20 protein-coding genes and 2 pseudogenes are annotated in these 21,754 nt (G+C 38.3%); 15 read left to right on the top strand and 7 right to left on the bottom strand.

Annotated features, from left to right (window positions below; translation table 11 throughout):
• Positions 1–24: 24 nt before the first annotated feature.
• Together prfB and cobB are read right to left on the bottom strand one after the other, a co-directional pair.
• Positions 25–1,123 (bottom strand): peptide chain release factor 2 gene (gene prfB, locus A1D25_RS05200; protein ID WP_157394636.1). Its coding sequence is split into 2 segments (ribosomal slippage): positions 25–1,047 and positions 1,049–1,123, totalling 1,098 coding nucleotides; the frame shifts between segments, so codons are not numbered across the junction.
• A gap of 324 nt (positions 1,124–1,447) precedes the next feature.
• Positions 1,448–2,167 carry a Sir2 family NAD+-dependent deacetylase gene (gene cobB, locus A1D25_RS05195; RefSeq protein WP_157394635.1) on the bottom strand — a complete coding sequence of 240 codons (720 nt, stop codon included), beginning with the start codon at positions 2,165–2,167 and terminating at the stop codon, positions 1,448–1,450.
• A gap of 373 nt (positions 2,168–2,540) precedes the next feature.
• Here cobB and A1D25_RS05190 point away from each other — a divergent pair, with 373 nt between their 5' ends.
• Together A1D25_RS05190 and A1D25_RS05185 are read left to right on the top strand one after the other, a co-directional pair.
• Entirely contained in the window at positions 2,541–3,512 is a 972-nt protein-coding gene (locus A1D25_RS05190) for a helix-turn-helix transcriptional regulator (protein ID WP_157394634.1), read from the top strand.
• Between the two features lie 9 nt (positions 3,513–3,521).
• Positions 3,522–4,187: pseudogene (locus A1D25_RS05185) on the top strand (ATP-binding protein); the annotation flags it as partial.
• A 49-nt stretch (positions 4,188–4,236) separates the two neighbouring features.
• Here A1D25_RS05185 and pntB read toward each other — a convergent pair.
• On the bottom strand, positions 4,237–5,664 hold the full coding sequence (pntB, locus tag A1D25_RS05180; protein WP_157394633.1) for a Re/Si-specific NAD(P)(+) transhydrogenase subunit beta: 1,428 nt from the start codon (positions 5,662–5,664) through the stop codon (positions 4,237–4,239).
• Positions 5,665–5,674: 10 nt separating this feature from the next.
• A complete protein-coding gene (pntA, locus tag A1D25_RS05175; RefSeq protein ID WP_157394632.1) occupies positions 5,675–7,204 on the bottom strand; it encodes a Re/Si-specific NAD(P)(+) transhydrogenase subunit alpha in 1,530 nt (509 codons plus the stop codon).
• Between the two features lie 297 nt (positions 7,205–7,501).
• On the opposite strand from pntA, the gene A1D25_RS05170 reads away from it, so the two are divergent.
• From A1D25_RS05170 to msbA, 12 genes and pseudogenes are all read left to right on the top strand, one after another.
• Positions 7,502–8,554, top strand: coding sequence for a rod shape-determining protein (locus A1D25_RS05170; protein WP_157394631.1), 1,053 nt, complete (start codon positions 7,502–7,504; stop codon positions 8,552–8,554).
• 341 nt (positions 8,555–8,895) lie between these two features.
• Positions 8,896–9,930 carry a rod shape-determining protein MreC gene (gene mreC / locus A1D25_RS05165; RefSeq protein ID WP_157394630.1) on the top strand — a complete coding sequence of 345 codons (1,035 nt, stop codon included), beginning with the start codon at positions 8,896–8,898 and terminating at the stop codon, positions 9,928–9,930.
• Positions 9,927–10,415 (top strand): rod shape-determining protein MreD, encoded by a 489-nt coding sequence (gene mreD / locus A1D25_RS05160; protein WP_157394629.1) that lies wholly within the window; start codon positions 9,927–9,929, stop codon positions 10,413–10,415. Before mreC ends, mreD begins: the two co-directional genes overlap by 4 nt.
• Entirely contained in the window at positions 10,415–11,755 is a 1,341-nt protein-coding gene (locus A1D25_RS05155; protein WP_157394628.1) for a replication-associated recombination protein A, read from the top strand. Before mreD ends, A1D25_RS05155 begins: the two co-directional genes overlap by 1 nt.
• 88 nt (positions 11,756–11,843) lie before the next feature.
• Complete coding sequence (locus tag A1D25_RS05150) at positions 11,844–12,095, top strand: helix-turn-helix domain-containing protein (protein ID WP_157394627.1); 252 nt, start codon at positions 11,844–11,846, stop codon at positions 12,093–12,095.
• On the top strand, positions 12,095–13,375 hold the full coding sequence (locus tag A1D25_RS05145) for a type II toxin-antitoxin system HipA family toxin (protein ID WP_157394626.1): 1,281 nt from the start codon (positions 12,095–12,097) through the stop codon (positions 13,373–13,375). The genes A1D25_RS05150 and A1D25_RS05145 overlap by 1 nt, the downstream gene beginning before the upstream one ends.
• Positions 13,372–15,300 (top strand): DNA repair helicase YoaA, encoded by a 1,929-nt coding sequence (locus A1D25_RS05140; protein ID WP_157394625.1) that lies wholly within the window; start codon positions 13,372–13,374, stop codon positions 15,298–15,300. The genes A1D25_RS05145 and A1D25_RS05140 overlap by 4 nt, the downstream gene beginning before the upstream one ends.
• Positions 15,301–15,388: 88 nt before the next feature.
• Positions 15,389–15,673: a type II toxin-antitoxin system RelB/DinJ family antitoxin gene (locus A1D25_RS05135; protein ID WP_157394624.1), complete on the top strand. Its 285-nt coding sequence runs from the start codon at positions 15,389–15,391 to the stop codon at positions 15,671–15,673.
• Positions 15,663–15,935: pseudogene (locus A1D25_RS05130) on the top strand (type II toxin-antitoxin system YafQ family toxin). The gene A1D25_RS05135 and the pseudogene A1D25_RS05130 overlap by 11 nt, the downstream one beginning before the upstream one ends.
• A gap of 33 nt (positions 15,936–15,968) precedes the next feature.
• Positions 15,969–16,343 carry a CidA/LrgA family protein gene (locus A1D25_RS05125; RefSeq protein ID WP_157394623.1) on the top strand — a complete coding sequence of 125 codons (375 nt, stop codon included), beginning with the start codon at positions 15,969–15,971 and terminating at the stop codon, positions 16,341–16,343.
• Entirely contained in the window at positions 16,336–17,034 is a 699-nt protein-coding gene (locus A1D25_RS05120) for an LrgB family protein (RefSeq protein WP_157394622.1), read from the top strand. The genes A1D25_RS05125 and A1D25_RS05120 overlap by 8 nt, the downstream gene beginning before the upstream one ends.
• Positions 17,035–17,140: 106 nt before the next feature.
• Entirely contained in the window at positions 17,141–18,922 is a 1,782-nt protein-coding gene (msbA, locus tag A1D25_RS05115; protein ID WP_205420580.1) for a lipid A ABC transporter ATP-binding protein/permease MsbA, read from the top strand.
• A 1-nt stretch (position 18,923) separates the two neighbouring features.
• Here the strand turns inward: msbA and A1D25_RS05110 are convergent, their stop codons facing one another.
• Genes A1D25_RS05110 through A1D25_RS05100 form a run of 3 tightly spaced genes read right to left on the bottom strand, consistent with a single transcriptional unit; the run spans position 18,924 to position 20,197 of the window.
• The gene (locus A1D25_RS05110) at positions 18,924–19,097 is read right to left on the bottom strand and encodes a YoaH family protein (RefSeq protein WP_157394621.1); all 174 of its coding nucleotides are present in this window, start codon (positions 19,095–19,097) and stop codon (positions 18,924–18,926) included.
• Positions 19,098–19,150: 53 nt separating this feature from the next.
• Positions 19,151–19,882 (bottom strand): tRNA pseudouridine(65) synthase TruC, encoded by a 732-nt coding sequence (truC, locus tag A1D25_RS05105; protein WP_157394620.1) that lies wholly within the window; start codon positions 19,880–19,882, stop codon positions 19,151–19,153.
• A 3-nt stretch (positions 19,883–19,885) separates the two neighbouring features.
• Entirely contained in the window at positions 19,886–20,197 is a 312-nt protein-coding gene (locus A1D25_RS05100) for a YqcC family protein (protein ID WP_157394619.1), read from the bottom strand.
• 103 nt (positions 20,198–20,300) lie between these two features.
• Here A1D25_RS05100 and trpCF point away from each other — a divergent pair, with 103 nt between their 5' ends.
• Positions 20,301–21,713: a bifunctional indole-3-glycerol-phosphate synthase TrpC/phosphoribosylanthranilate isomerase TrpF gene (trpCF, locus tag A1D25_RS05095; protein ID WP_157394618.1), complete on the top strand. Its 1,413-nt coding sequence runs from the start codon at positions 20,301–20,303 to the stop codon at positions 21,711–21,713.
• Positions 21,714–21,754 lie beyond the last annotated feature (41 nt).

Genomic DNA, 21,754 nt, shown 5'->3' with positions numbered 1-21,754 from the left:
AATAAAGATAAGGCACAAAAGAGATTATAATCCTGCTTTTAAGCTCGCTTCAATAAAACGATCTAAATCGCCATCTAAGACAGCTTGAGTATTACGATTTTCAACACCTGTGCGTAAGTCTTTAATACGAGAATCATCAAGGACATAAGAGCGAATTTGGCTTCCCCAACCAATGTCTGATTTACTTTCTTCCATCGCTTGCTTTTCCGCATTTTTCTTCATCATCTCCATCTCATATAACTTCGCTTTGAGCTGCTTCATTGCTTGGTCTTTATTTTGATGTTGAGAACGTCCATTTTGACATTGCACGACAATACCTGATGGCATATGCGTAATTCGTACTGCAGATTCTGTTTTATTAACGTGCTGACCGCCTGCACCAGAGGCACGATAAACGTCAATACGCAAATCGGCAGGGTTAATCTCGATTTCAAAATCATCATCGACTTCAGGATAAACGAAAGCCGCACTGAAAGAAGTATGGCGACGATTATTGGAATCAAATGGACTTTTTCTCACAAGACGATGAATACCTGTTTCTGTGCGTAGCCAACCAAACGCATACTCACCAGAAACTCGAATCGTTGCCGATTTAATACCTGCGACATCACCATCAGAAACTTCCATAAGTTCTGTTTTAAAGCCTTTACTTTCAGCCCAACGGAGATACATTCTCAGCAACATTTCTGTCCAGTCTTGTGCTTCTGTTCCCCCTGAACCAGCTTGTAAATCGACATAACAATCGGCAGCATCGTGTTGCCCACTAAACATTCTACGGAATTCTAAATTTGCTAATTTTTCTTCTAATCCGTCCGCTTCTTGTTGTGCTTCTTGGAAAGTAGTTTCGTCTTCGGCTTCAATCGCTAATTCAATTAACCCTTCTACATCTTCGATACCTTGCTCAAGACCTCTGATTGTATTAACCACCAACTCTAATGCAACACGTTCTTTACCCAATGCTTGTGCTTTTTCAGGATCATTCCAAACATCAGGCTGTTCTAATTCGGCATTGACCTCTTCCAGTCGTTCGACTTTCAGATCAAAGTCAAAGATACCCCCTAAGTGTTTCAGTACGTTGTGCCATATCGGCTAATTGTGATTTGATTGGATTTAGCTCAAACATTGTTTTTCCTATCTAATATGATTTTAAAAGTGGCATTATAGCGAAATTATAGAGGATGGAAAATAAGCGGGATTGTTGGCATACAATGCTTGGTATTTTTAATATAAAGCCAAGCGCAAACTGTTTTTTCAAATGTAATTGCCCTCAGGTTATTTTTGCTTGAGAAATTCATTCATTCCATTTGCTCTAAATTTTTCTCAATTGCTTCATAAATACGATCTCTCGCCCATCTACTCATTAAATTTTCACAAACATAGGGGCGAGATTTATTAAATGTGGTAATTTTGACTTCTTGTGGTTTAGTATATGCTTATGCCATCTTAATTAGCTAATTTGTTTCAATACCGCTTCAACAAATTTCGGAACAATTTCTGTGGCCTTGCCATAACGAGCCGTTTTAAATTCTGAAGCTTTTTCGCTTTTCTCAAGATTCAGTTCAATTGTGCCAGCTCCCCACGCATTCGCTTCTTTCACAAAATTCGCTGCTGGATAAACATTGCCCGATGTACCAATGGAAACAAAATAATCGCATTCGCTTAAAGCTTGATAGATACGTTCCATCTCAAATGGCATTTCACCAAACCAGACAATATGCGGACGAAGTTCTCGTGGCTGCTGACAACAAGTACAACGATCGGTATTTTTGATATCTTTTTCCCAGTCATAGACCTTATCTGAATATACACAGCGAGCTTTGAGCAATTCACCGTGCATATGAATAATATTTTTCGATCCTGCACGTTCGTGTAAATTATCGACATTTTGTGTAACTAATAGGAAATTTTCGCCTAATTTTTCTTCCAGTTTCGCAAGTGAAATATGTGCTGCGTTAGGCTGAATTTGTGGGTCAAATAATTTGCGACGGCGTTCGTTGTAGAACTGCTGAACCAATTCAGGATTACGCATAAAGCCTTCAGGCGTGGCGACATCATCAATTGGATGATTTTCCCATAATCCGTCAGACGCTCGGAAAGTTTGAATACCTGATTCAGCGGAAATTCCCGCTCCTGTTAATACGACGATTTTAGGTAATTTTTTTGTCATAGTCTCCTCCTATTTTTCTTGATATAAATTCACTAACTCAGGTTGTTGCATTTGCTTGCATTGGATATCTTCCCCTTGAATTAGGGTGCTGAAAAATCGCTTTAATAATTTCAGTTTGGAAATAGGTTTTCATTTTTATGTCCTCGTTATTTCCGCTTGCAATAACATAATAAAGCTAATTGCGACAAATAGTGTCGCTAATAAGTATTTATTTATCGCTCATTGATATATGGTTTAGATTATCTAAAAATACTACATAACAGAAAATAAGCGGTTAGATTTGCTTGATTTTTTGTAAAAAATTGGTTTGAGATTGCTATAATTTATAGCATATTTTTGACCTTATTATTTCTTTACCTTTGGAGAAGTTACTATGTCTTTTCGCCCTAAAAATTCAGAAGTGACAGGATTTCAATTAGCTTTATTACGTCAAGTGCCTAAAAATAGGTATATTTCAGCAGAAGAAGTTCGGCAAAAATTATCACAAGGAGGGATTGAACGTAGTCTTAGAACGATTCAACGTAATTTAGATCAGTTAAGTGAGCAGTTTGATATTGAACGAGATATGCGTACTAAGCCCTACGGGTATAAATGGAAAGTTAATGCAAAAGGGATTGATTTGCCTATATTAAGTGAACAGCAATCGTTAGTCTTGATTTTAGCAGAGCAGCATTTAAAGCATTTATTGCCTGCTAATATTATGCAATCAATGAAACCTTTTTTCGAACACGCTCATCGGCAACTTGAGCAAGATAGTAGTCAAAGTAAGAAACTCGCTCGACAATGGCTATCGGATAAAATTGCCAGCACTCCAACAAGTATGCCCCTGATTCCAGCAAAAATAAATGCTGATGTTTTTAATGCAGTGAGTGTTGCACTATATCAGAATCATTGGTTAAAAATAGAATATAGAAATCAACATAATCGCATATCAAAATCTAATGTAATGCCGTTAGCTATTGCACAGCAAGGGGCAACGACTTATTTAATTGTTCGTTATGAAGGGTATGAAAATAATCGTTTATTAGCATTGCACCGTATTCAAAAAGCAGAGTGTTCGACAATGACATTTAATCGCCCAAATGATTTTAATTTGACCGATTATTTAGATAGTGGGTATTTAGGATTTGGTACAACAGGGAATAAAGTACGATTAACTTTTTCAATTAGTCAATCTGCAGGATTTCATTTAACTGAGACACCATTATCGAAAGATCAAAAAATTTTGGAACAGTCTGAAGAACATTACCGAATTCAAGCAACGGTAGCAGAAAATGATATGTTGGATTGGTGGATACGTCGATTTGGTGAGGATATTTGGGATATTGAGAAAAATGTGATTTAAAATCTTCTGAGTAGTAATATTCATAAAATTAGCGAAGGACTAAGAAAGACAAAGCAAGGACGTATTTGTTGCTATGGACCACCTGGCACAGGAAAAACAGCGTGGGCAAATTGGCTAGGTAAGAGCTTGGGAATGAAAGTCTTATTAAAACAAGGTTCAGATTTACTTTCACCTTATGTTGGAGAGTGTGAGCGAAATATTGCTCGGGCTTTTAAGCAGGCACAAGATAACGATATGTTGCTCATTTTTGATGAAGTAGATACATTTTTATTTGCTCGAGCAGAAGGGCAAAGAAGTTGGGAGCATAGTATGGTTAATGAGATGCTAACTCAAATAGAACGTTTTGAAGGCTTACTTGTGGTTTCAACGAATTTGATGAGCGGTTTAGATCCTGCAGCTTTACGCCGTTTTGATCTAAAACTGAATTTTGATTATCTAACCTTATCTCAACGACAGTGTTTTGCTGAACAACAAGCGGTAAGATTAGGTTTAAATTTTACCAATGGTGAGTTAAGTGCAATCAATGCTCTTTCCTTACTAACACCAGGTGATTTTGCTGCGGTTGAACGTCGTCACCGATTCTATCCTTTTAGAGAGATTGACGAATGGATTGAAGCATTAGCCGATGAATGTAAACTAAAACAAGGAAAGGTTAGTCGGCGAATTGGTTTTTAACTATATACAACAAGGCTCTGAAAATTCAGAGCCTTATTCTTATAGGTGATTAAAGTGCTTTTAAAATATCATCAACACGCTCTTTGGCATCACCAAATAGCATTTGAGTATTTTCTTTAAAGAAGAGTGGATTTTGCACGCCTGCGTAGCCCACCGCCATAGAGCGTTTGAATACGATAACGTTTTGAGCTTTCCAAACTTCTAATACTGGCATTCCAGCAATTGGGCTATTTGGATCGTCCATTGCTGCTGGGTTTACCGTATCATTTGCACCGATAACTAACACAACATCTGTATCAGCAAAATCATCATTGATTTCATCCATTTCTAATACGACATCGTAAGGTACTTTCGCTTCAGCTAATAATACGTTCATATGTCCAGGTAAGCGACCTGCAACAGGGTGAATACCAAAACGGACATTAACACCACGATCACGCAATTTTTGAGTGATTTCAGCCACTGGATATTGTGCTTGAGCCACTGCCATTCCATATCCTGGTGTGATGATCACAGAGCTTGCATTTTTCAACATTTCTGCTACTTCTTCAGCAGTGGTCTCACGATGTTCACCTTGTTCTTCATCTGAACTTACTTGGATATCGTTACCAAATCCACCTGCAATCACACTGATAAATGAGCGGTTCATTGCTTTACACATAATGTAAGAGAGAATGGCCCCTGAAGAACCTACTAATGCACCAGTAACAATCAATAAGTCGTTACTAAGCATAAAGCCTGCAGCAGCTGCTGCCCAACCAGAATAAGAGTTCAGCATTGAAACCACAACAGGCATATCTGCTCCACCAATTGAAGCAACTAAATGCCAACCGAAAGCAAGTGCAATTGCAGTCATAATCAACACTGGGAAGATATTATCTGGGTGATTTACAAATACCACCATTAAAATTGCAGAAACTACTAACGCCGCTAAATTGAGTTTATGGCGGTGTGGTAACATTAACGCTTTTGAGTTGATTTTACCGTTTAGTTTACCAAAGGCAACAACTGAACCCGTGAATGTAACTGCACCAATGAAAATACCAAGGAATACTTCAACGTTATGAATTGTTGCTAATTTAGCCTGTTCAGCCATAAATAATGCTTGAGCGGCAGCATCTAAATTTTCTGGCATTACGGCATCGTGATGTAAACCATAGCTGTTGAAACCCACTAATACTGCTGCTAAACCTACAAAACTATGTAAAATAGCAACAAGTTCTGGCATTTCGGTCATTTCAACTTTTAATGCTTTACGAACACCGATAAATCCACCAATTGCCATTGCAATTAAAATGAAAATAGTCCCTTTGGATTCTGGTCCAAAGATAGTGGCAACAAGGGCGATAGTCATACCCACGATTCCATACCAACAACCTGCTTTGGCGGTTTCGTGTTTAGAAAGCCCTGCTAAACTCATAATAAAGAGAAGAGCTGCGATGATATAGGCAGCTTGTACTAAACCTGAAGATAACATTGCTTTCTCCTTAACCTTTTCTGAACATTGCAAGCATACGTTGAGTTACTTTGAATCCACCAAAGATATTGATACTTGCGACTAAAATTGCGATAAACGCTAAAATACTAATGAAGAAACCACCTTGTGCAATTTGTAATAAGGCACCGACAATAATGATACCTGAAATTGCATTTGTTACTGCCATTAGTGGCGTATGTAGAGCGTGGCTAACATTCCATACAACATAATAACCGACAACGCAAGAAAGTACGAATACGGTAAAGTGTGAAAGGAATGCTGCTGGGGCAACAGATGCTAACCATAGGAATAGCACGCCAGCTAAAGCAAATAATCCATATTTGATGCGTGGATCAGCTGGTTTTTCTTCTTTTTTCTCAACAGGCACTGCTGCTTTTTGTTGTGGTTGTGCCGATACTTTAATCGGTGGTGCTGGGAAAGTAATTTCACCTTCTTTTACTACGGTAACACCGCGTAATACTACATCTTCAAAGTCGATATTGATATTACCGTCTTTTTCTTTACAAAGTAACTTGAGTAAATTGACTAAGTTAGTCCCATAAAGTTGAGAAGATTGTGTTGGTAAACGGCTTGGTAAATCAGTGTAGCCAATGATTTTTACTTGATTGTCCGTAACAACCACTTCACCCGCTTTAGTTAATTCACAGTTACCGCCAGTCGCGGCAGCTAAATCAACAATAACACTACCTGGTTTCATTGATTCAACCATTTCTTTAGTGATAAGGCGTGGGGCAGGCTTACCAGGGATTAACGCAGTGGTAATGATGATATCCACTTCTTTAGCTTGTTCAGCATAAAGAGCTAATGCTCTGCGGTTAAATTCTTCTGACATCACTTTGGCATAGCCATCGCCACTACCGCCTTCTTCTTTGAAGTCAATTTCAAGGAAACTTGCACCCATACTTTGCACTTGTTCTTTTACTTCTGGGCGAGAGTCAAAGGCACGAACAATAGCTCCCAAGCTGTTAGCCGCACCAATTGCTGCTAATCCTGCAACACCAGCACCGATAACAAGAACTTTAGCTGGCGGTACTTTACCTGCTGCAGTAATTTGCCCTGTAAAGAAACTACCAAACTCGTGAGCTGCTTCAACTACCGCACGATAACCAGCAATATTTGCCATTGAGCTAAGTGCATCAAGAGATTGGGCTCGAGAGATTCGAGGTACGGCGTCCATTGCTAATACGTTGATTTTCTTTTCAGAAAGTTTTTTCATTAGCTCAGGGTTTTGAGCAGGCCAAATAAAGCTAACCAGTGTAGCTCCTTCTTTGATTAACGCGATCTCAGCATCAGTTGGCGGATTTACTTTAAAAATAATATCCGCATTCCATACTGCTTGCGTATTACCAATATTTGCACCTGCTTCTGCAAAGGCATTATCTTCAAAACTTGCTTTGAAACCAGCGTTTTTCTCAACGATAACATCAAAACCAAGTTTTAGGATTTGCTGAACAGTCTTGGGGGTTGCAGCCACTCGACTCTCATTGTCCAGCAGCTCTTTTGGTATACCAATAAGCATAAAGACTCCTATGTGATGAATGAAAATTAATAAATAAAACTGGTAAAATTTATATCAAATCAGACCGCTTGTATTAGCCTAAATTTAAAATAAAATCCTACTAACTTTATCATTTATTTTTACCAATAGGTGAAAAATTTATAACTGAAAAGCAGATTATGCAATTTCTCTGATTTTCTTCTATGAAAATAAAATAATCCTTTGTCGTTGCAAGCCTTTTTTGCTATATTTGCACGCAATTTTTGCTCTAGTATCTGAGCATTCACCCTAATTTATAATTATTTACGGATTTTTGTTATGTTTAAAAAATTTCTTGGGCTTTTCTCAAATGATCTTTCGATCGATCTCGGTACAGCAAATACACTTATCTATGTAAAAGGGCAGGGCATCGTGCTTGATGAACCGTCAGTAGTTGCTGTTCGCCAAGATCGTGTTGGAACAAATAAAAGTATTGCAGCAGTAGGTGCTAGTGCCAAATCAATGTTAGGACGTACACCGAAAAGTATTGTTGCAATTCGCCCAATGAAAGATGGCGTGATTGCTGATTTCCACGTAACAGCCAAAATGTTACAGCATTTCATTAAACAAGTGCATAGTAATAATTTTATGCGTCCAAGCCCACGAGTATTGATTTGTGTACCAGCAGGAGCAACTCAAGTTGAGCGTAAAGCGATTAAAGAATCAGCAATGGGGGCAGGTGCGAGAGAAGTTTACTTAATTGAAGAACCAATGGCAGCAGCTATTGGTGCAGGATTACCTGTTGATGAAGCTGCAGGCTCAATGGTTATTGATATTGGTGGTGGTACAACAGAAGTTGCAGTGCTTTCACTTAATGGTATTGTACACTCTTCGTCTGTGCGTATTGGTGGTGATAAATTTGATGAAGCGATTATCGCTTATGTTCGCCGTCATTTTGGCTCAGCAATTGGTGAAACAACTGCAGAAAGAGTGAAGAAAGAAATTGCGACTGCTTATATTCGTAATGATGATGAAATTCGCACAATGGAAGTTCACGGGCATAACTTAGCAGAAGGGGCTCCAAGAACCTTTACTTTAACGTCTAAACAGGTATTAGAAGCAATTGAACAACCACTAACAGGCATTGTTGAAGCAGTAAAAGGTGTTTTGGAACAATGTCCACCAGAATTAGCGGCAGATATTTTTGAACGTGGAATGGTATTAACTGGTGGCGGTGCGTTATTACAAAATTTAGATGTGTTATTGACGAATGCAACGGGTGTACCTGTGATTGTAGCTGAAGATCCATTAACTTGCGTGGCTCGTGGTGGTGGTAAAGCCTTAGAAATGATTGATACTCACGGTGGTGATGTATTTAGTGATGATGACTAGTCATTCTGTCATCGAAATTGAGTAAGTAAAATGGACAAGGTGGTGTACCACTGTTCATATCAGGTTATTAACGAAATTTGGGGGCTAATGTAATTAGCCCCTACGAGTATAGATATGTATTGGTTGTGATAACACTATACTCGGTGGCTGTAGGGGCAAATCATATTTGCCCTTAATTATCTCCCCTTATAGGTGTATTACACTGATATCCGTGTATTACACACGAGCAGATAAGGTTTGTCAGCAGTCTGAAATGGAAAAAAGGGAAGCTATTGTCCATTTTCATTTTACTCTTCATTTAGAATATAGCCCTTTTTATAGTATGAGCCTATAGTTATAGTATGAAACCCATTTTTTCCAAAGCTCCCCCACTTGGTGTTCGCCTATTTATTGCGGTATCACTTTCTATTATTTGTATTTTTTTAGATGGGCGAAGTTCAGCAATCATTCAGGTCAGAAATGTTTTAGAAACCGCTGTGAGCGGCTTATATTACTTCGCCAATAGCCCTCGTCTAGTTCTTGATGGCGTGAGTAATAATTTTATTAATAGCCAGCGTTTGAAGTTAGAAAACCAAGTATTGAGAGAACAAGTTCGCGAAAAAAATGCAGATTTATTATTACTTGATCAATTAAAAGTAGAAAACCAACGACTACGTCTATTACTAAGCTCTCCACTTCGACAAGATGAATATAAAAAAGTCGCTGAAGTATTAACGGCTGAAATGGACGCTTACCGTCAGCAAGTTATTGTGAATCAAGGGAAAACCGATGGTGCTTTTGTCGGACAACCGATTATTGATGAGAGAGGCGTTGTAGGGCAGATCATTTCAGTTGGAGAGAAAAGTAGCCGAGTACTGTTATTGACAGATGTAACACACTCTGTTCCTGTACAAGTTTTGCGTAATGATGTACGCGGTATTGCAAGTGGAACAGGGCATAATGATGAACTTATCTTAGATCACCTACCAAGAACAGTTGATATTATCAAAGGTGATGTATTAGTTACCTCTGGGTTGGGCGGTAATTTCCCCGAAGGTTATCCTGTGGCAATCGTTGAAACAGTCGTGAATGATGGTTCTAGCCATTTTGCACGAGTGACTGCTCGTCCTTTGGCATCATTAGAACGTTTGCGGTATTTATTACTACTATGGCCAACAAGTGAAGAATTACGCACTCAAACAATTTCGCCACAAGATGTACGCAATGCAGTAGAAGAAAGACGTAAAAGTTTAAACCCATTAGATCGTTTAAAATCAAATCAAAAAGAGAAAGTACAAGATCCTGAGCCGACAACAGAAGAGCATTTAGAAGAAACGCCCGTTCCCGATGCAGAAAATGATGTGAATAGCGGTGCAGAAGAAGGAATAGAACAATGAGACAAAATGCCATTTTCCAGTTATTAGTGTTGGTATTTATTTTTATGATTTCTTTTGTTCTTGAAATTATGCCTTGGCCAGCAGGTTTCCAAGGGCTACGCCCAGCTTGGATTGCGCTTGTGCTCATTTATTGGGCGTTAGCTCTACCAGATAAAATTAGTGTTGGCACAGCATTTATTGCAGGCATTATTTGGGATGTAATCTTAGGCTCTATTTTAGGTATGCACGCTTTGGTGTTATCTATTGCTATCTATTTTGTGGCGAAATATCACCTTATTTTGCGTAACTTATCGTTATGGTTACAAAGTTTATTAGTAATGCTTTACATTGCTTTGATCCGATTTGTTATTTTCTTTGTGGAATTTGTCTTACACAGTGCAGATTTCAATGTGCAAGAGTTATTAGGTGCAGTTATAAGCGGTGTGTTATGGCCTTGGATTTTTCTGTTGATGCGTCAAATTCGTAGGGGATTACATTTACGCTGATGAGTAGCTTAGCTTTGGATTTTTCAGCAGATTTCAGACCGCTTTCTGCCCGAATGCGTCCACGCAACTTAAATGAATACGTTGGACAATCACATTTGATTGCTCAAGGTAAGCCATTACGCCGAGCCATTGAAGCAGGGCATTGCCACTCAATGATTTTTTGGGGACCACCTGGTACAGGCAAGACCACATTAGCTGAAATTATTGCCAATGCCTTAGATGCTGATGTTGAACGAATATCCGCAGTGACAAGCGGTATTAAAGAAATTCGAGATGCGATAGATAAGGCAAAATTAAATCGACAAACAGGACGCAGAACACTACTGTTTGTCGATGAAGTTCATCGTTTCAATAAAAGCCAACAAGATGCCTTTCTTCCGCATATCGAAGATGGCACCATCACATTTATTGGGGCAACTACTGAAAACCCTTCCTTTGAATTAAATAATGCACTATTGTCAAGAGTGCGTATTTATATCTTAAAGCCCTTACAAGCCAGTGATATTTTGCAACTTCTCCAAAATGCGATAACTGATAAAGAGCGTGGTTTAGGTAATGAAAAACTGATTTTGCAAGATGATGTTTTGCAACTGCTTGCGAATTATGTCAATGGTGATGGACGTTTTGCCTTAAATTGTTTGGAATTGATGTGCGATATGGCAGAGCAACTACCCCAAGGAAAATTGCTAGATAAAAATTTACTCACTGAAGTGTTAGGTGAACGACAAGCTCGTTTTGATAAGGGTGGAGATCGATTTTATGATCTCATTTCAGCACTACATAAATCGGTGCGAGGCTCATCGCCTGATGGTGCATTGTATTGGTATGCTCGCATATTAACGGCTGGAGGCGATCCGCTTTATGTTGCACGCCGCTTATTAGCAATCGCATCGGAAGACATCGGTAATGCAGATCCAAGAGCAATGCAAGTTGCACTTGCTGCTTGGGACTGCTACACAAGAGTGGGGGCTTATGAAGGAGAAAGAGCCATTGCCCAAGCGGTCATTTATCTTGCAGTTGCACCAAAAAGTAATGCGGTATATACCGCATTTAATGAAGCGAAACGCATTGCTAAAGAAGAAACGGATTATGATGTTCCAGAGCATTTACGCAATGCACCAACTAAGTTAATGAAATCATTAGGTTATGGAGATGAATATCGATATGCCCATAATGAACCGAATGCCTATGCTGCAGGTGAAAACTATTTCCCTGAACCTTTAAAAGAAACCCAATTCTACTTCCCAACTGAACGGGGAATGGAAAAACAGATTAAAGAAAAATTAGCTTGGCTAAAGGCTTTGGATGAGAAGAGTACAATTCAACGCTATAGATCCTAATGTTATCCCTTTTAAGGTATATATTTGATTTTATACTCTTTAGGGGATAATATATCGTTTATCCTCTAAAGAGTATAAAAGGCAAAATATGGTAGTGACAACATCAAAAATGCTCTCTCACGCACTTCGAGAAGCTCGTTATCAGCAAAAATTATCCCAAATAGATCTTGCCCAGTTAGCGAGTATCAAACAAAGCACTATCTCAAGTTTTGAGAATAATAGTAGTAACATTAAAATTGAGACATTATTTAAAATACTTGCCAGCCTTGAATTAGAGCTAGTCGTACAGCCTCGTCCTAAGCATCAGCAAACAAAAGATGAATATGGGGATGTCTGGTAATGGCAGAGGTGCTTAATATTGCAATGAATGGTGAAGATGTTGGATACTGGCGGAAATTAGCTAGTGGAGCAACAGAGTTTCAATATACAGAAACTTGGTTAAACTCACCACGCAAACGGGCTATTTCGCTTTCTTTACCTTTGTCTCATAAGGTTTATCAAGGCGAAGTGGTTTATAATTTTTTTGATAATCTCCTACCCGATAGCGACCAAATTCGCTCTCGTATTCAACAACGTTTTCAAACTACCACTAAAATGCCTTTTGATCTACTTTCCGCAATAGGTCAGGATTGTGTCGGAGCAATTCAACTCTATCAAGGTAATGTATCGTCAGTTCAACAAATTGATGCAAAAAAGCTAAGCGATACAGAAATTGCGGATTTATTGACACACTATCAAACTTTTCCACTAGGAATGAATGCTCAATCTGATTTTCGTATCTCACTTGCAGGAGTACAAGAAAAAACAGCTTTACTTTATCACCAAGGTGTATGGAAACGCCCTTTTCACAGTACACCAACGAGCCATATTTTTAAATTGCCAATAGGAATTGTTGGGCAAGGGCAAATAGATTTATCGACAAGTTGTGAGAATGAATGGCTCTGTTTACAAATTTTGCAGAAATTTGGTTTAAAAGTACCGCTTGTTCAATTGGCACATTTTGAACAAAATAAAGTATTGATTGTAGAGAGGTTTGATCGCCGTTGGTCAGTAGATAACAAATGGTTAATTCGATTACCGCAAGAAGATATCTGCCAAGCATTAAATATTCCTTCAGCAAGAAAATATCAAAATGATGGTGGAGTAGGGATTTTGGCTATAATGAATTTGCTACTTGGTTCAAGCAATTCAATGGGAGATCGTAGAGATTTTTTTAAAGCACAAATACTCTTTTGGTTACTTTGTGCGATTGATGGACACGCCAAGAATTTTAGTTTATTTCTAGAACCACACAATCGCTATCGCTTAACTCCATTTTATGATGTGATTTCAGCTTATCCCTTGATAGCTAATAAAAATTTAGCAAAACAGAAAGTAAAAATGGCAATGGCTTGGTATGGAGAGAACAGTCATTACCTATGGCATAAAATTCAGTTACGTCACATTTTCCATACAGGGAAACAGGCAGGGTTATCAAAAATTATCGTAGAAGAAATACTACACGAAATTACTCAAGAACAGGTTTATCTCAATCAAATTGAATATCGTCACCTACCTGATGCAATTAGTGAGCCCATTTTGACGGGATTTGAAGAGAAATTAAAACAGATTAACGAATGAAATATCAAGAAAAAATCAATGATGCTTTTAGCCCCAATGGGCGTTTAAGCAGTAATATTCAAGGCTTTCGTCCACGTCAGGCACAGCTAGAAATGGCACAAGCGGTGGGAAGAGCCGTAAAATTTGCAAGTAGTGCTGTTATTGAGGCGGGAACGGGTACAGGGAAGACCTTCGCTTATCTTGTGCCAGCTTTACTATCAGGTAAAAAAACCATTGTTTCAACAGGTTCTAAAAACCTACAAGATCAACTATTTAATCGAGATCTTCCCACGATCCAAAAAGCCTTGAATTACACAGGCAAAGTGGCTTTATTGAAAGGACGAGCAAATTACTTATGTTTGGAACGGTTAGATCAATTGATTGCAATGGGCGTATTAGGCGATAAATCTGTCTTAAATGATTTATCCAAAGTGCGAAAGTGGCATAGCTCAACAAAAACAGGCGATCTCAGCGAATGTATCACAATCGCAGAAGATAGTCCGATCTTACCGCAATTAGTAAGTACCACAGAGAATTGTTTAGGATCGGATTGCCCGAATTATAAAGAGTGTTATGTGGTACAAGCTCGAAAAAGGGCGATGGATGCGGATATCGTTGTAGTTAATCATCATCTTTTTTGTGCGGATATGGCGGTAAAAGAAAATGGTTTTGGAGAGCTAATTCCTGACGCTGAATTAGTCATTTTTGATGAAGCTCATCAACTACCTGATATTGCCAGCCAATATTTTGGGCAATCTTTAACATCTCGCCAGCTTTTTGATATTTGCAAAGATTGTAACATTGTCTATCGCTCCGAATTAAAAGATCTTGCTCAACTCGGTAAAGCATCGGATCATTTGCAAAAAGTGGTACAAGATTTTCGCTTACTGCTTGGGGACGGCTCACTAAGAGGGAATTTGAGAGAATTACAGAATAATCCTAAAGTTGTTGAAGGGTTAAACAAGCTAAATGAAACTCTTGATTTTTTAAGTGAAGTGGTTAAAAAATCGCTAGGACGTTCCGAAACGTTAGATAAAATTTTTGAACGTTTAGCGGAAGTCAAAGTTTTACTAAAAAAATTGAGCGATACTACGGTGGTCGGCTACTGCTACTGGTATGAAGCGAATGGACGCTATTTTGGTTTACACATTACCCCATTAACGGTATCGGATAAGTTTGGTGAGCAGATGAAAAGCCAAAAGACAGCTTGGGTTTTTACTTCCGCAACCTTAGAAGTTGGAGGAAAATTTGAGCATTTTTGCCAACGTTTAGGGATTGAAAATGCGGAGCAAATGGTATTACAAAGTCCTTTTGATTATGCAAAACAGTCATTACTTTGTGTGCCACGTTATTTACCTGATACCAATAAATCCCATACATTAACAGTATTAGGGCAACTGCTCAAACCTGTTATTGAAGCGAATAATGGTCGCTGTTTTCTGTTGTGTACTTCTTATTTTATGATGCGTGGTTTAGCTGATTTCCTACGGGAGCATAGCCAGTTGAGCGTATTGTTACAAGGTGAAACCAGTAAAAGTCGTCTGCTTGAGAAATTTATTGCCGAACCAAATAGCGTATTGGTGGCAACCCAAAGTTTTTGGGAAGGGATTGATGTGCGAGGAGATGCACTTTCTTTGGTAATTATTGATAAACTGCCATTTACCGCACCTGATGAACCCTTGCTTAAAGCAAGAATGGAAGATTGCAAACTGCAAGGTGGTGATCCATTTAATGATATTCAGATCCCTGAAGCAGTTATTACCTTAAAGCAAGGTGTTGGACGGCTTATTCGAGATGTTACGGATAAAGGGGCTGTCATTATTTGCGACTCTCGCTTAGTAATGCGTCATTATGGAGCGACTTTTTTAAAAAGCCTTCCCCCATCAACACGCACCAGAGATTTAAACAAAGTGATCAAATTTCTCAAAACAAGCGGTGAGATTTAGATTGAAACAATAGCAATTTACGTTGAAAATTCTCTGTTTTGTTTTACAATGTAATGCAAATGTCTTACATAGAGAAAAGGAAAATAAAATGACATCATACACATTTCGTTTAGACGCAGAATTAAAGCAACAGGCTTTCTCCGTATTTGAAAGCTACGGGTTAAATCCAGCTCAAGCAATTAAAATGTTTTTGCAACAAGTTGTTGCCACAAACTCCATTCCTGTTCAGTTAAATTATCAGCCAAATAAAAAAACAATTCGAGCAATGCAAGAAGCATTGAATGGTGAGATTGAAACATATCAAGTTAATTCTACGGAAGAGATGCTTGAATTGATGAAACAATTTTCAAATGAGGAAACTAATGGAAATTAGTTTTACCAAAGAGTATAAGCGTGATTTGAAAAAATTGGCTAGCCACCCTGAAGTATTGCTTGGGGCAGAAATGGTAGAGGTAATGTATTGTCTTTTTAATGGATTGGCGTTGCCTGAAAAATATAGAGATCACCCCTTATCTGGAAATTGGTAAGGTTTTCGTGATTGCCATATTAAAAATGATTTAGTATTAATCTATCGAAAAACAGATAAAGGTATTATTTTTACTCGATTGAACACTCATTCTGAGGTATTTGGTTAATTTAATTACCGAATGTTATAAACGGGAAGCAAAATGTTAATTAAATCACTACGTTTTATTGTGGCATTAGCATTACTTTTTTTGATGCTATTGCTAGGACAATGGCTGAATATTCTTTTACCGATAGGCATTCCAGAAAGCATTTGGGGATTACTATTACTATTTAGTTTATTAGTCTTAAAAATCTTTAAAATTCAATGGATTGCTCCTGCATCTCGCCCTTTAACTCGCTATATGACACTTTTCTTCCTACCCATTTGCTCAGGGATTATTGAGCAAATAGATGTACTTAATCAGTATCTTCAAGCCTTATTTATTGCCAATTTTTTAAGTACTGTTGGGTGCTTAATTATTATCGGATATTTGGCACAATGGTTGTTTGAGAGAGAAGGACAACAAGATGAATGATTTATCTATTTATGCTTATAGCTTACTCACTATTCTGCTATTTATTATCGGCCTAAAAGCAAGCAAAAAGCTAAAATCATCAATTTTAAATCCTTTTATTCTCTCTTTATTACTAATTGTAGGTGTGTTAGTGATTTTTAACATTCCTTTTAAGCAATATTATCAAGGTAATTTACCGATTAACCAGCTACTTGGTGTATCAGTTGTCGCATTAGCCGTTCCTTTCTATGAACAGCTCCCCCAACTTATTAAACACTGGAGAAAAATTGCCATTTTAGCGTTGGCATCTACCTTATTCACAATGATAACAGGCGTAGTATTTGCCTTAGCATTAGGGGCAAGCCAAGATATTTTGCTTGCGTTATTACCGAAATCGGTTACTACCGCAATTGCGGTTTCAATCACTAAAGAGATGGGTGGAAACCCAGCATTGAGTGCAGTTGCAGTTTCAATTGCTGGCATTACAGGCTCTGCTTTTGGTATTGCTATTCTAAAATGGGTAAAAGTAACAAATACTCGAGCAATCGGTTTAAGTATGGGGGCTGTTTCCCACGCATTAGGTACAGCAAGAGCGATGGAATACAGCATAAAAGCAGGTAGCTACGCATCAGTCGCATTGGTACTTTGCGGTATTCTCTCGTCTATTTTTGCCCCGATTGTATTTCAGCTTGTGTTGAAGTGTTTTTATTAATACGCAAAATTTTTAACCAATCTTACCGCTTGTTGATCGAAAACTTGGTAGAAATCCAAATACCCTTTAAAATAGCGGTGTATTTATATGGAATAAAAGAGAAATTATGTCTAAACAATCCTTCTCGATTGATGAGATAACTCAAGATCAATCAACTTGGCAAACCTTTAAACGCTTGTGGCCGATGATTTCGCCATTTAAGTTAGGTATTTTAGTGGCGATGGTCGCAATGGTATTTAATGCGGCAGCAGATGCTTATTTAATCACAATGCTAAAACCTTTAATTGATGAAGGCTTTGGTGGACAAGCGGATCGTAACTTTTTAAAAGTAATGGCGTTTATTGTGGTTGGGTTGATTTTTGCTCGTGGTTTAACTAGCTTTGTATCAAGTTACTGTTTGGCGTGGGTGTCAGGCAAAGTGGTAATGACAATGCGTCAGCGTGTGTTTAAACATTTGATGTTTATGCCCGTAACTTTCTTTGATCAAAATTCATCAGGTAAATTATTATCTCGTATTACTTATGATTCAGAGCAGATTGCTAGTTCATCAGCCAGTGCTTTGCAAAGTGTGGTTCGAGAGGGGGTATATATTCTCTTTCTTGTTATCACAATGTTTTATTATAGCTGGCGTCTTTCATTAGTCCTCTTTCTTATTGGTCCAGTTATCGCCATATTGATCCGCGTGGTATCTAAACGATTTAGAACACTTAGCCGCAATATGCAAGAGTCTATGGGAAGTATGACAGAAAGTGCAGAGCAGATGCTAAGAGGGCATAAAGTGGTACTTTCTTTTGGTGGGCAGAAAGTCGAAGAAGAGCGTTTTAACCGCACAAGTAATGATATGCGACGTAAGGGAATGAAAATGATGGCAGCAACGGCAATTTCTGACCCTATTATTCAGGTTATTGCTTCGTTAGCCTTAGCTGTTGTGTTATTTATTGCGGGTTCTCCTGAAATTATGGGGGATAGTTTAACAGCAGGGGAGTTTGCTGCGGTAATTGGTGCGTTGATGGGGATTTTACGCCCATTAAAAACCTTAACCAATGTTAATGCACAGTTCCAACGAGGAATGGCAGCTTGCCAAACCCTATTTACCCTGTTTGATTTACCCACAGAAAAAGATAATGGTACTTACCACGTTGAGCGAGCAAAAGGGGATATTCGTTTTGAAAATGTAACGTTTACCTATTATGGTAAAGAGCAACCTGCACTAAAAAATATCTCTTTTGATCTTCCTGCTGGGAAAACATTAGCATTAGTGGGGCGTTCAGGATCTGGTAAATCGACTATTGCAAATTTAATTACGCGTTTTTACGATATTGATGTAGGGAATATCTATTTAGATAATCAACCGATCCAAAATTACACCTTAAATAATTTGCGTGAACAGTGTGCGATCGTGTCGCAACAAGTTCACCTTTTTAACGATACGATTGCCAATAACATCGCTTATGCGGCAAAAGATAAGTATAGCCGAGCAGAGATTGAGCAAGCAGCTAAAGCGGCTTATGCAATGGAATTTATTGAAAAAATGCCACAAGGTTTGGATACGATCATTGGTGAAAATGGGGTGAACTTATCGGGTGGTCAGCGTCAGCGTTTAGCCATTGCTCGAGCATTATTACGAAATTCACCAGTATTAGTTCTTGATGAAGCCACATCTGCTTTAGATACGGAATCAGAGCGTGCTATTCAAGCTGCATTAGATGAGCTACAAAAAGATCGTACTGTTCTTGTTATTGCTCACCGCTTATCAACGATTGAAAAAGCAGATGAAATTTTGGTGGTTGATCACGGGCAGATTATTGAGCGTGGAACACACAGCGAACTACTTGCTCAAAGTGGTGCTTATAAACAACTCCATAGCTTGCAGTTTGGGGAAAATTAACCTACTCACTGTGATGTCCTTTGTTGTATTGTTCTCTACGATGTTTCTCTTTGAGTTGTTGTGCCACGAGAGCGATGGCTTCGCCACTACTAATGCCTTGTTGCATCAGTTGTTGAATTTGTTCAACCGCTTGTTGTTGCTGTTCGTGGGTTAGGCTAAGTAATGTATTGTCCATATTTATGTTCCTAGTGTCTAATGTAGTCCATTTATTTTACTTTAATCAGGGGATTAAAACCTGAAAAATTGGGGGAAATGCCAATTAAATTGAGTAAAAAGTTGTTGCCATTGCAGATCAAGCGGTGCGTTTATCTCAATTTTTTGCAAATTTCTTGGGTGAATAAATTGCAAAGAGTTGGCGTGTAGAAATAATCTATCGCAGCCTGTATTAGCGGTTAAAGCTCGATTTTGGTGTAAATCACCATAATTCGTATCACCCATAATTGGGTGAAATAAATGTTTCAGATGACGGCGAAGTTGATGCTTTCTGCCTGTTTGTGGAAAAAGTTGCACAAGGCTATAACGAGCCGTTTGAAATTTCCCTGCTGGGTAGGGCATTTCTACTTGAGCTAAGTGTCGGTAGTCGGTAATCGCGTTTTGTGCTTCTTTCTCTTGTGAAAATTTGTCCGCAATTTTATCTAACTGCACTTTCAGAGGATAATCTATTCGCCCTTCGCCTTGTAGATAGCCACGCACGATTGCTAAATAGCTTTTTTGCATTTGGTGTTGTTCAAATAGTTCACTCATAATGCGAGCCATTTCACTGTTTAATGCAAATAATAAAACCCCTGATGTTGGGCGATCTAAACGATGAATAGGGAAAACGTGTTGTCCGATTTGATCTCGTAACGTTTGCATTGCAAAAACAGTCTCGTGTTTATCTAACCAACTCCGATGTACTAACATTCCAGCAGGTTTGTTAATCGCTATCAACTCGTCATCACGATAAATAATTTCTAGCATTTTTTACCCTTTCAGTAACGTCTCAAGTTTAGATAAAGGTTGGTGTAGTGCCATAAGATAACTTTCGTCTTTTAACGCTTCTTCTAAGTAGGGAGTGATGGCAAAATTGCGAGGTAACTCGGCATTGGCATCAAGCAGTGCATTCATTCTTGGAATAAAAATCCATTGTAGCCATTGTGTTGCCGATAATGTATTCACACAAAAAGGGTCGGTACTTGCTAAGGCTTCAGCAGAAGGGGCTACTTCTTCCCATTGATGATGTAAACGCATTGCAATTTGGAGATCATTTAAGTGTTGTCTAATTTGAGTTTTCATTTATTGTCTATCTCTATAAAATATTTCGCTATTTTAAACGATTTTTCGGTATTATGTCGTAATAAACCGCAAACAAACTCTGAAGTTTTAGATAGGATCTACTATGCAAAATCAACCGACTATTCTGCAAACGATTGTGAAAGATAAAGCACAATGGGTGGCAGAGCAATCCGTACAGTTTCCGCTTGCTCAATTTCAGCAACAAATTATCCCAAGTGATCGTGATTTTTATGCGTCATTTGCAAAACATTCTCATCATCTACCCGCTTATATATTAGAGTGTAAAAAAGCCTCACCATCAAAAGGGTTAATTCGTGCAGAATTTGATTTAGACGCGATTGCACAAGTCTATAAGCATTATGCAACGGCAATTTCTGTTTTAACCGATGAAAAGTATTTCCAAGGTGATTTCCGTTATATCAATCAAGTTCGTCAGCAAGTTACACAGCCGATTTTATGCAAAGATTTTATGATCTCGACCTATCAAGTTTACCTTGCTCGCTATTACCAAGCAGATGCCATTTTGTTGATGCTCTCAGTGGTTGATGATGAAACTTATCGTGAATTAAGTGATTTAGCTCATTCTTTAGGAATGGGGGTATTAACTGAAACCAGTAATGAACAGGAATTTGAGCGAGCTTTGGCTCTCAAGGCAAAAATTATTGGAGTGAATAATCGTAACCTACACGATCTATCTATTGATATGAACCGCATTGTTGATTTGGTGAAAAAATATCACACACAAATTCCTGATGATATTCGCTTAATTAGCGAATCGGGGATCTATTCTCATCAGCAAGTTAAAACGATTCAACCTTATGCTCACGGTTTTTTAATCGGCAGTAGCTTAATGGGGAATATCGATCTGAATAATGCGGTAAGAGCGGTGATTTTGGGTGAAAATAAAGTATGTGGACTAACTCGCCCACAAGATGTCCAAGCAGTCTATCAAAATGGGGCATTATACGGTGGGTTAATTTTTGCAGAAAATTCACCGAGAGCATTATCATTACGTCAAGCTCAAGAGTTGGTTACTCAAGCACCATTACGTTTTGTCGGTGTATTTCAAAATCAAGCGGTCGATTTCGTTGAGAAAATTGCAAAACAACTTGAACTATACGCAGTTCAGCTTCACGGCAATGAAGATGATGGCTATATTGCTCAATTACATCAAAAATTAGACGGTAAAATTCAAGTTTGGAAAGCGTTATCTATTGATACTCAAGCAACTGAATTTACCTTTAGCGATAATTCTTTAATCTCTCGTTATGTGTTAGATAGCAAAACAACAACTCAACAAGGGGGAACTGGGCAAGTGTTTAATTGGTCGCTTATCCCCGTAGAACTAAAACAAAAAGCTCTTTTAGCCGGCGGCATTAACTTAGATAATCTACAACAAGCCTTAGCACAAGGCTGTTTAGGCGTTGATCTTAATTCGGGGGTAGAATCTGCAAAGGGCATTAAAGATCATCAAAAAATCCAACAGGCGTTTAAGCAAATAATCGGTATTATGTAGTAGTTGCAAAAGATTAAAAAGCACCCTCAGATTATTGACAA

Origin of the sequence: Ursidibacter arcticus (assembly GCF_009761375.1) — a bacterium.
Taxonomy (GTDB): domain Bacteria; phylum Pseudomonadota; class Gammaproteobacteria; order Enterobacterales; family Pasteurellaceae; genus Ursidibacter; species Ursidibacter arcticus.
This window is presented reverse-complemented; position numbering and strand designations above follow the sequence as displayed.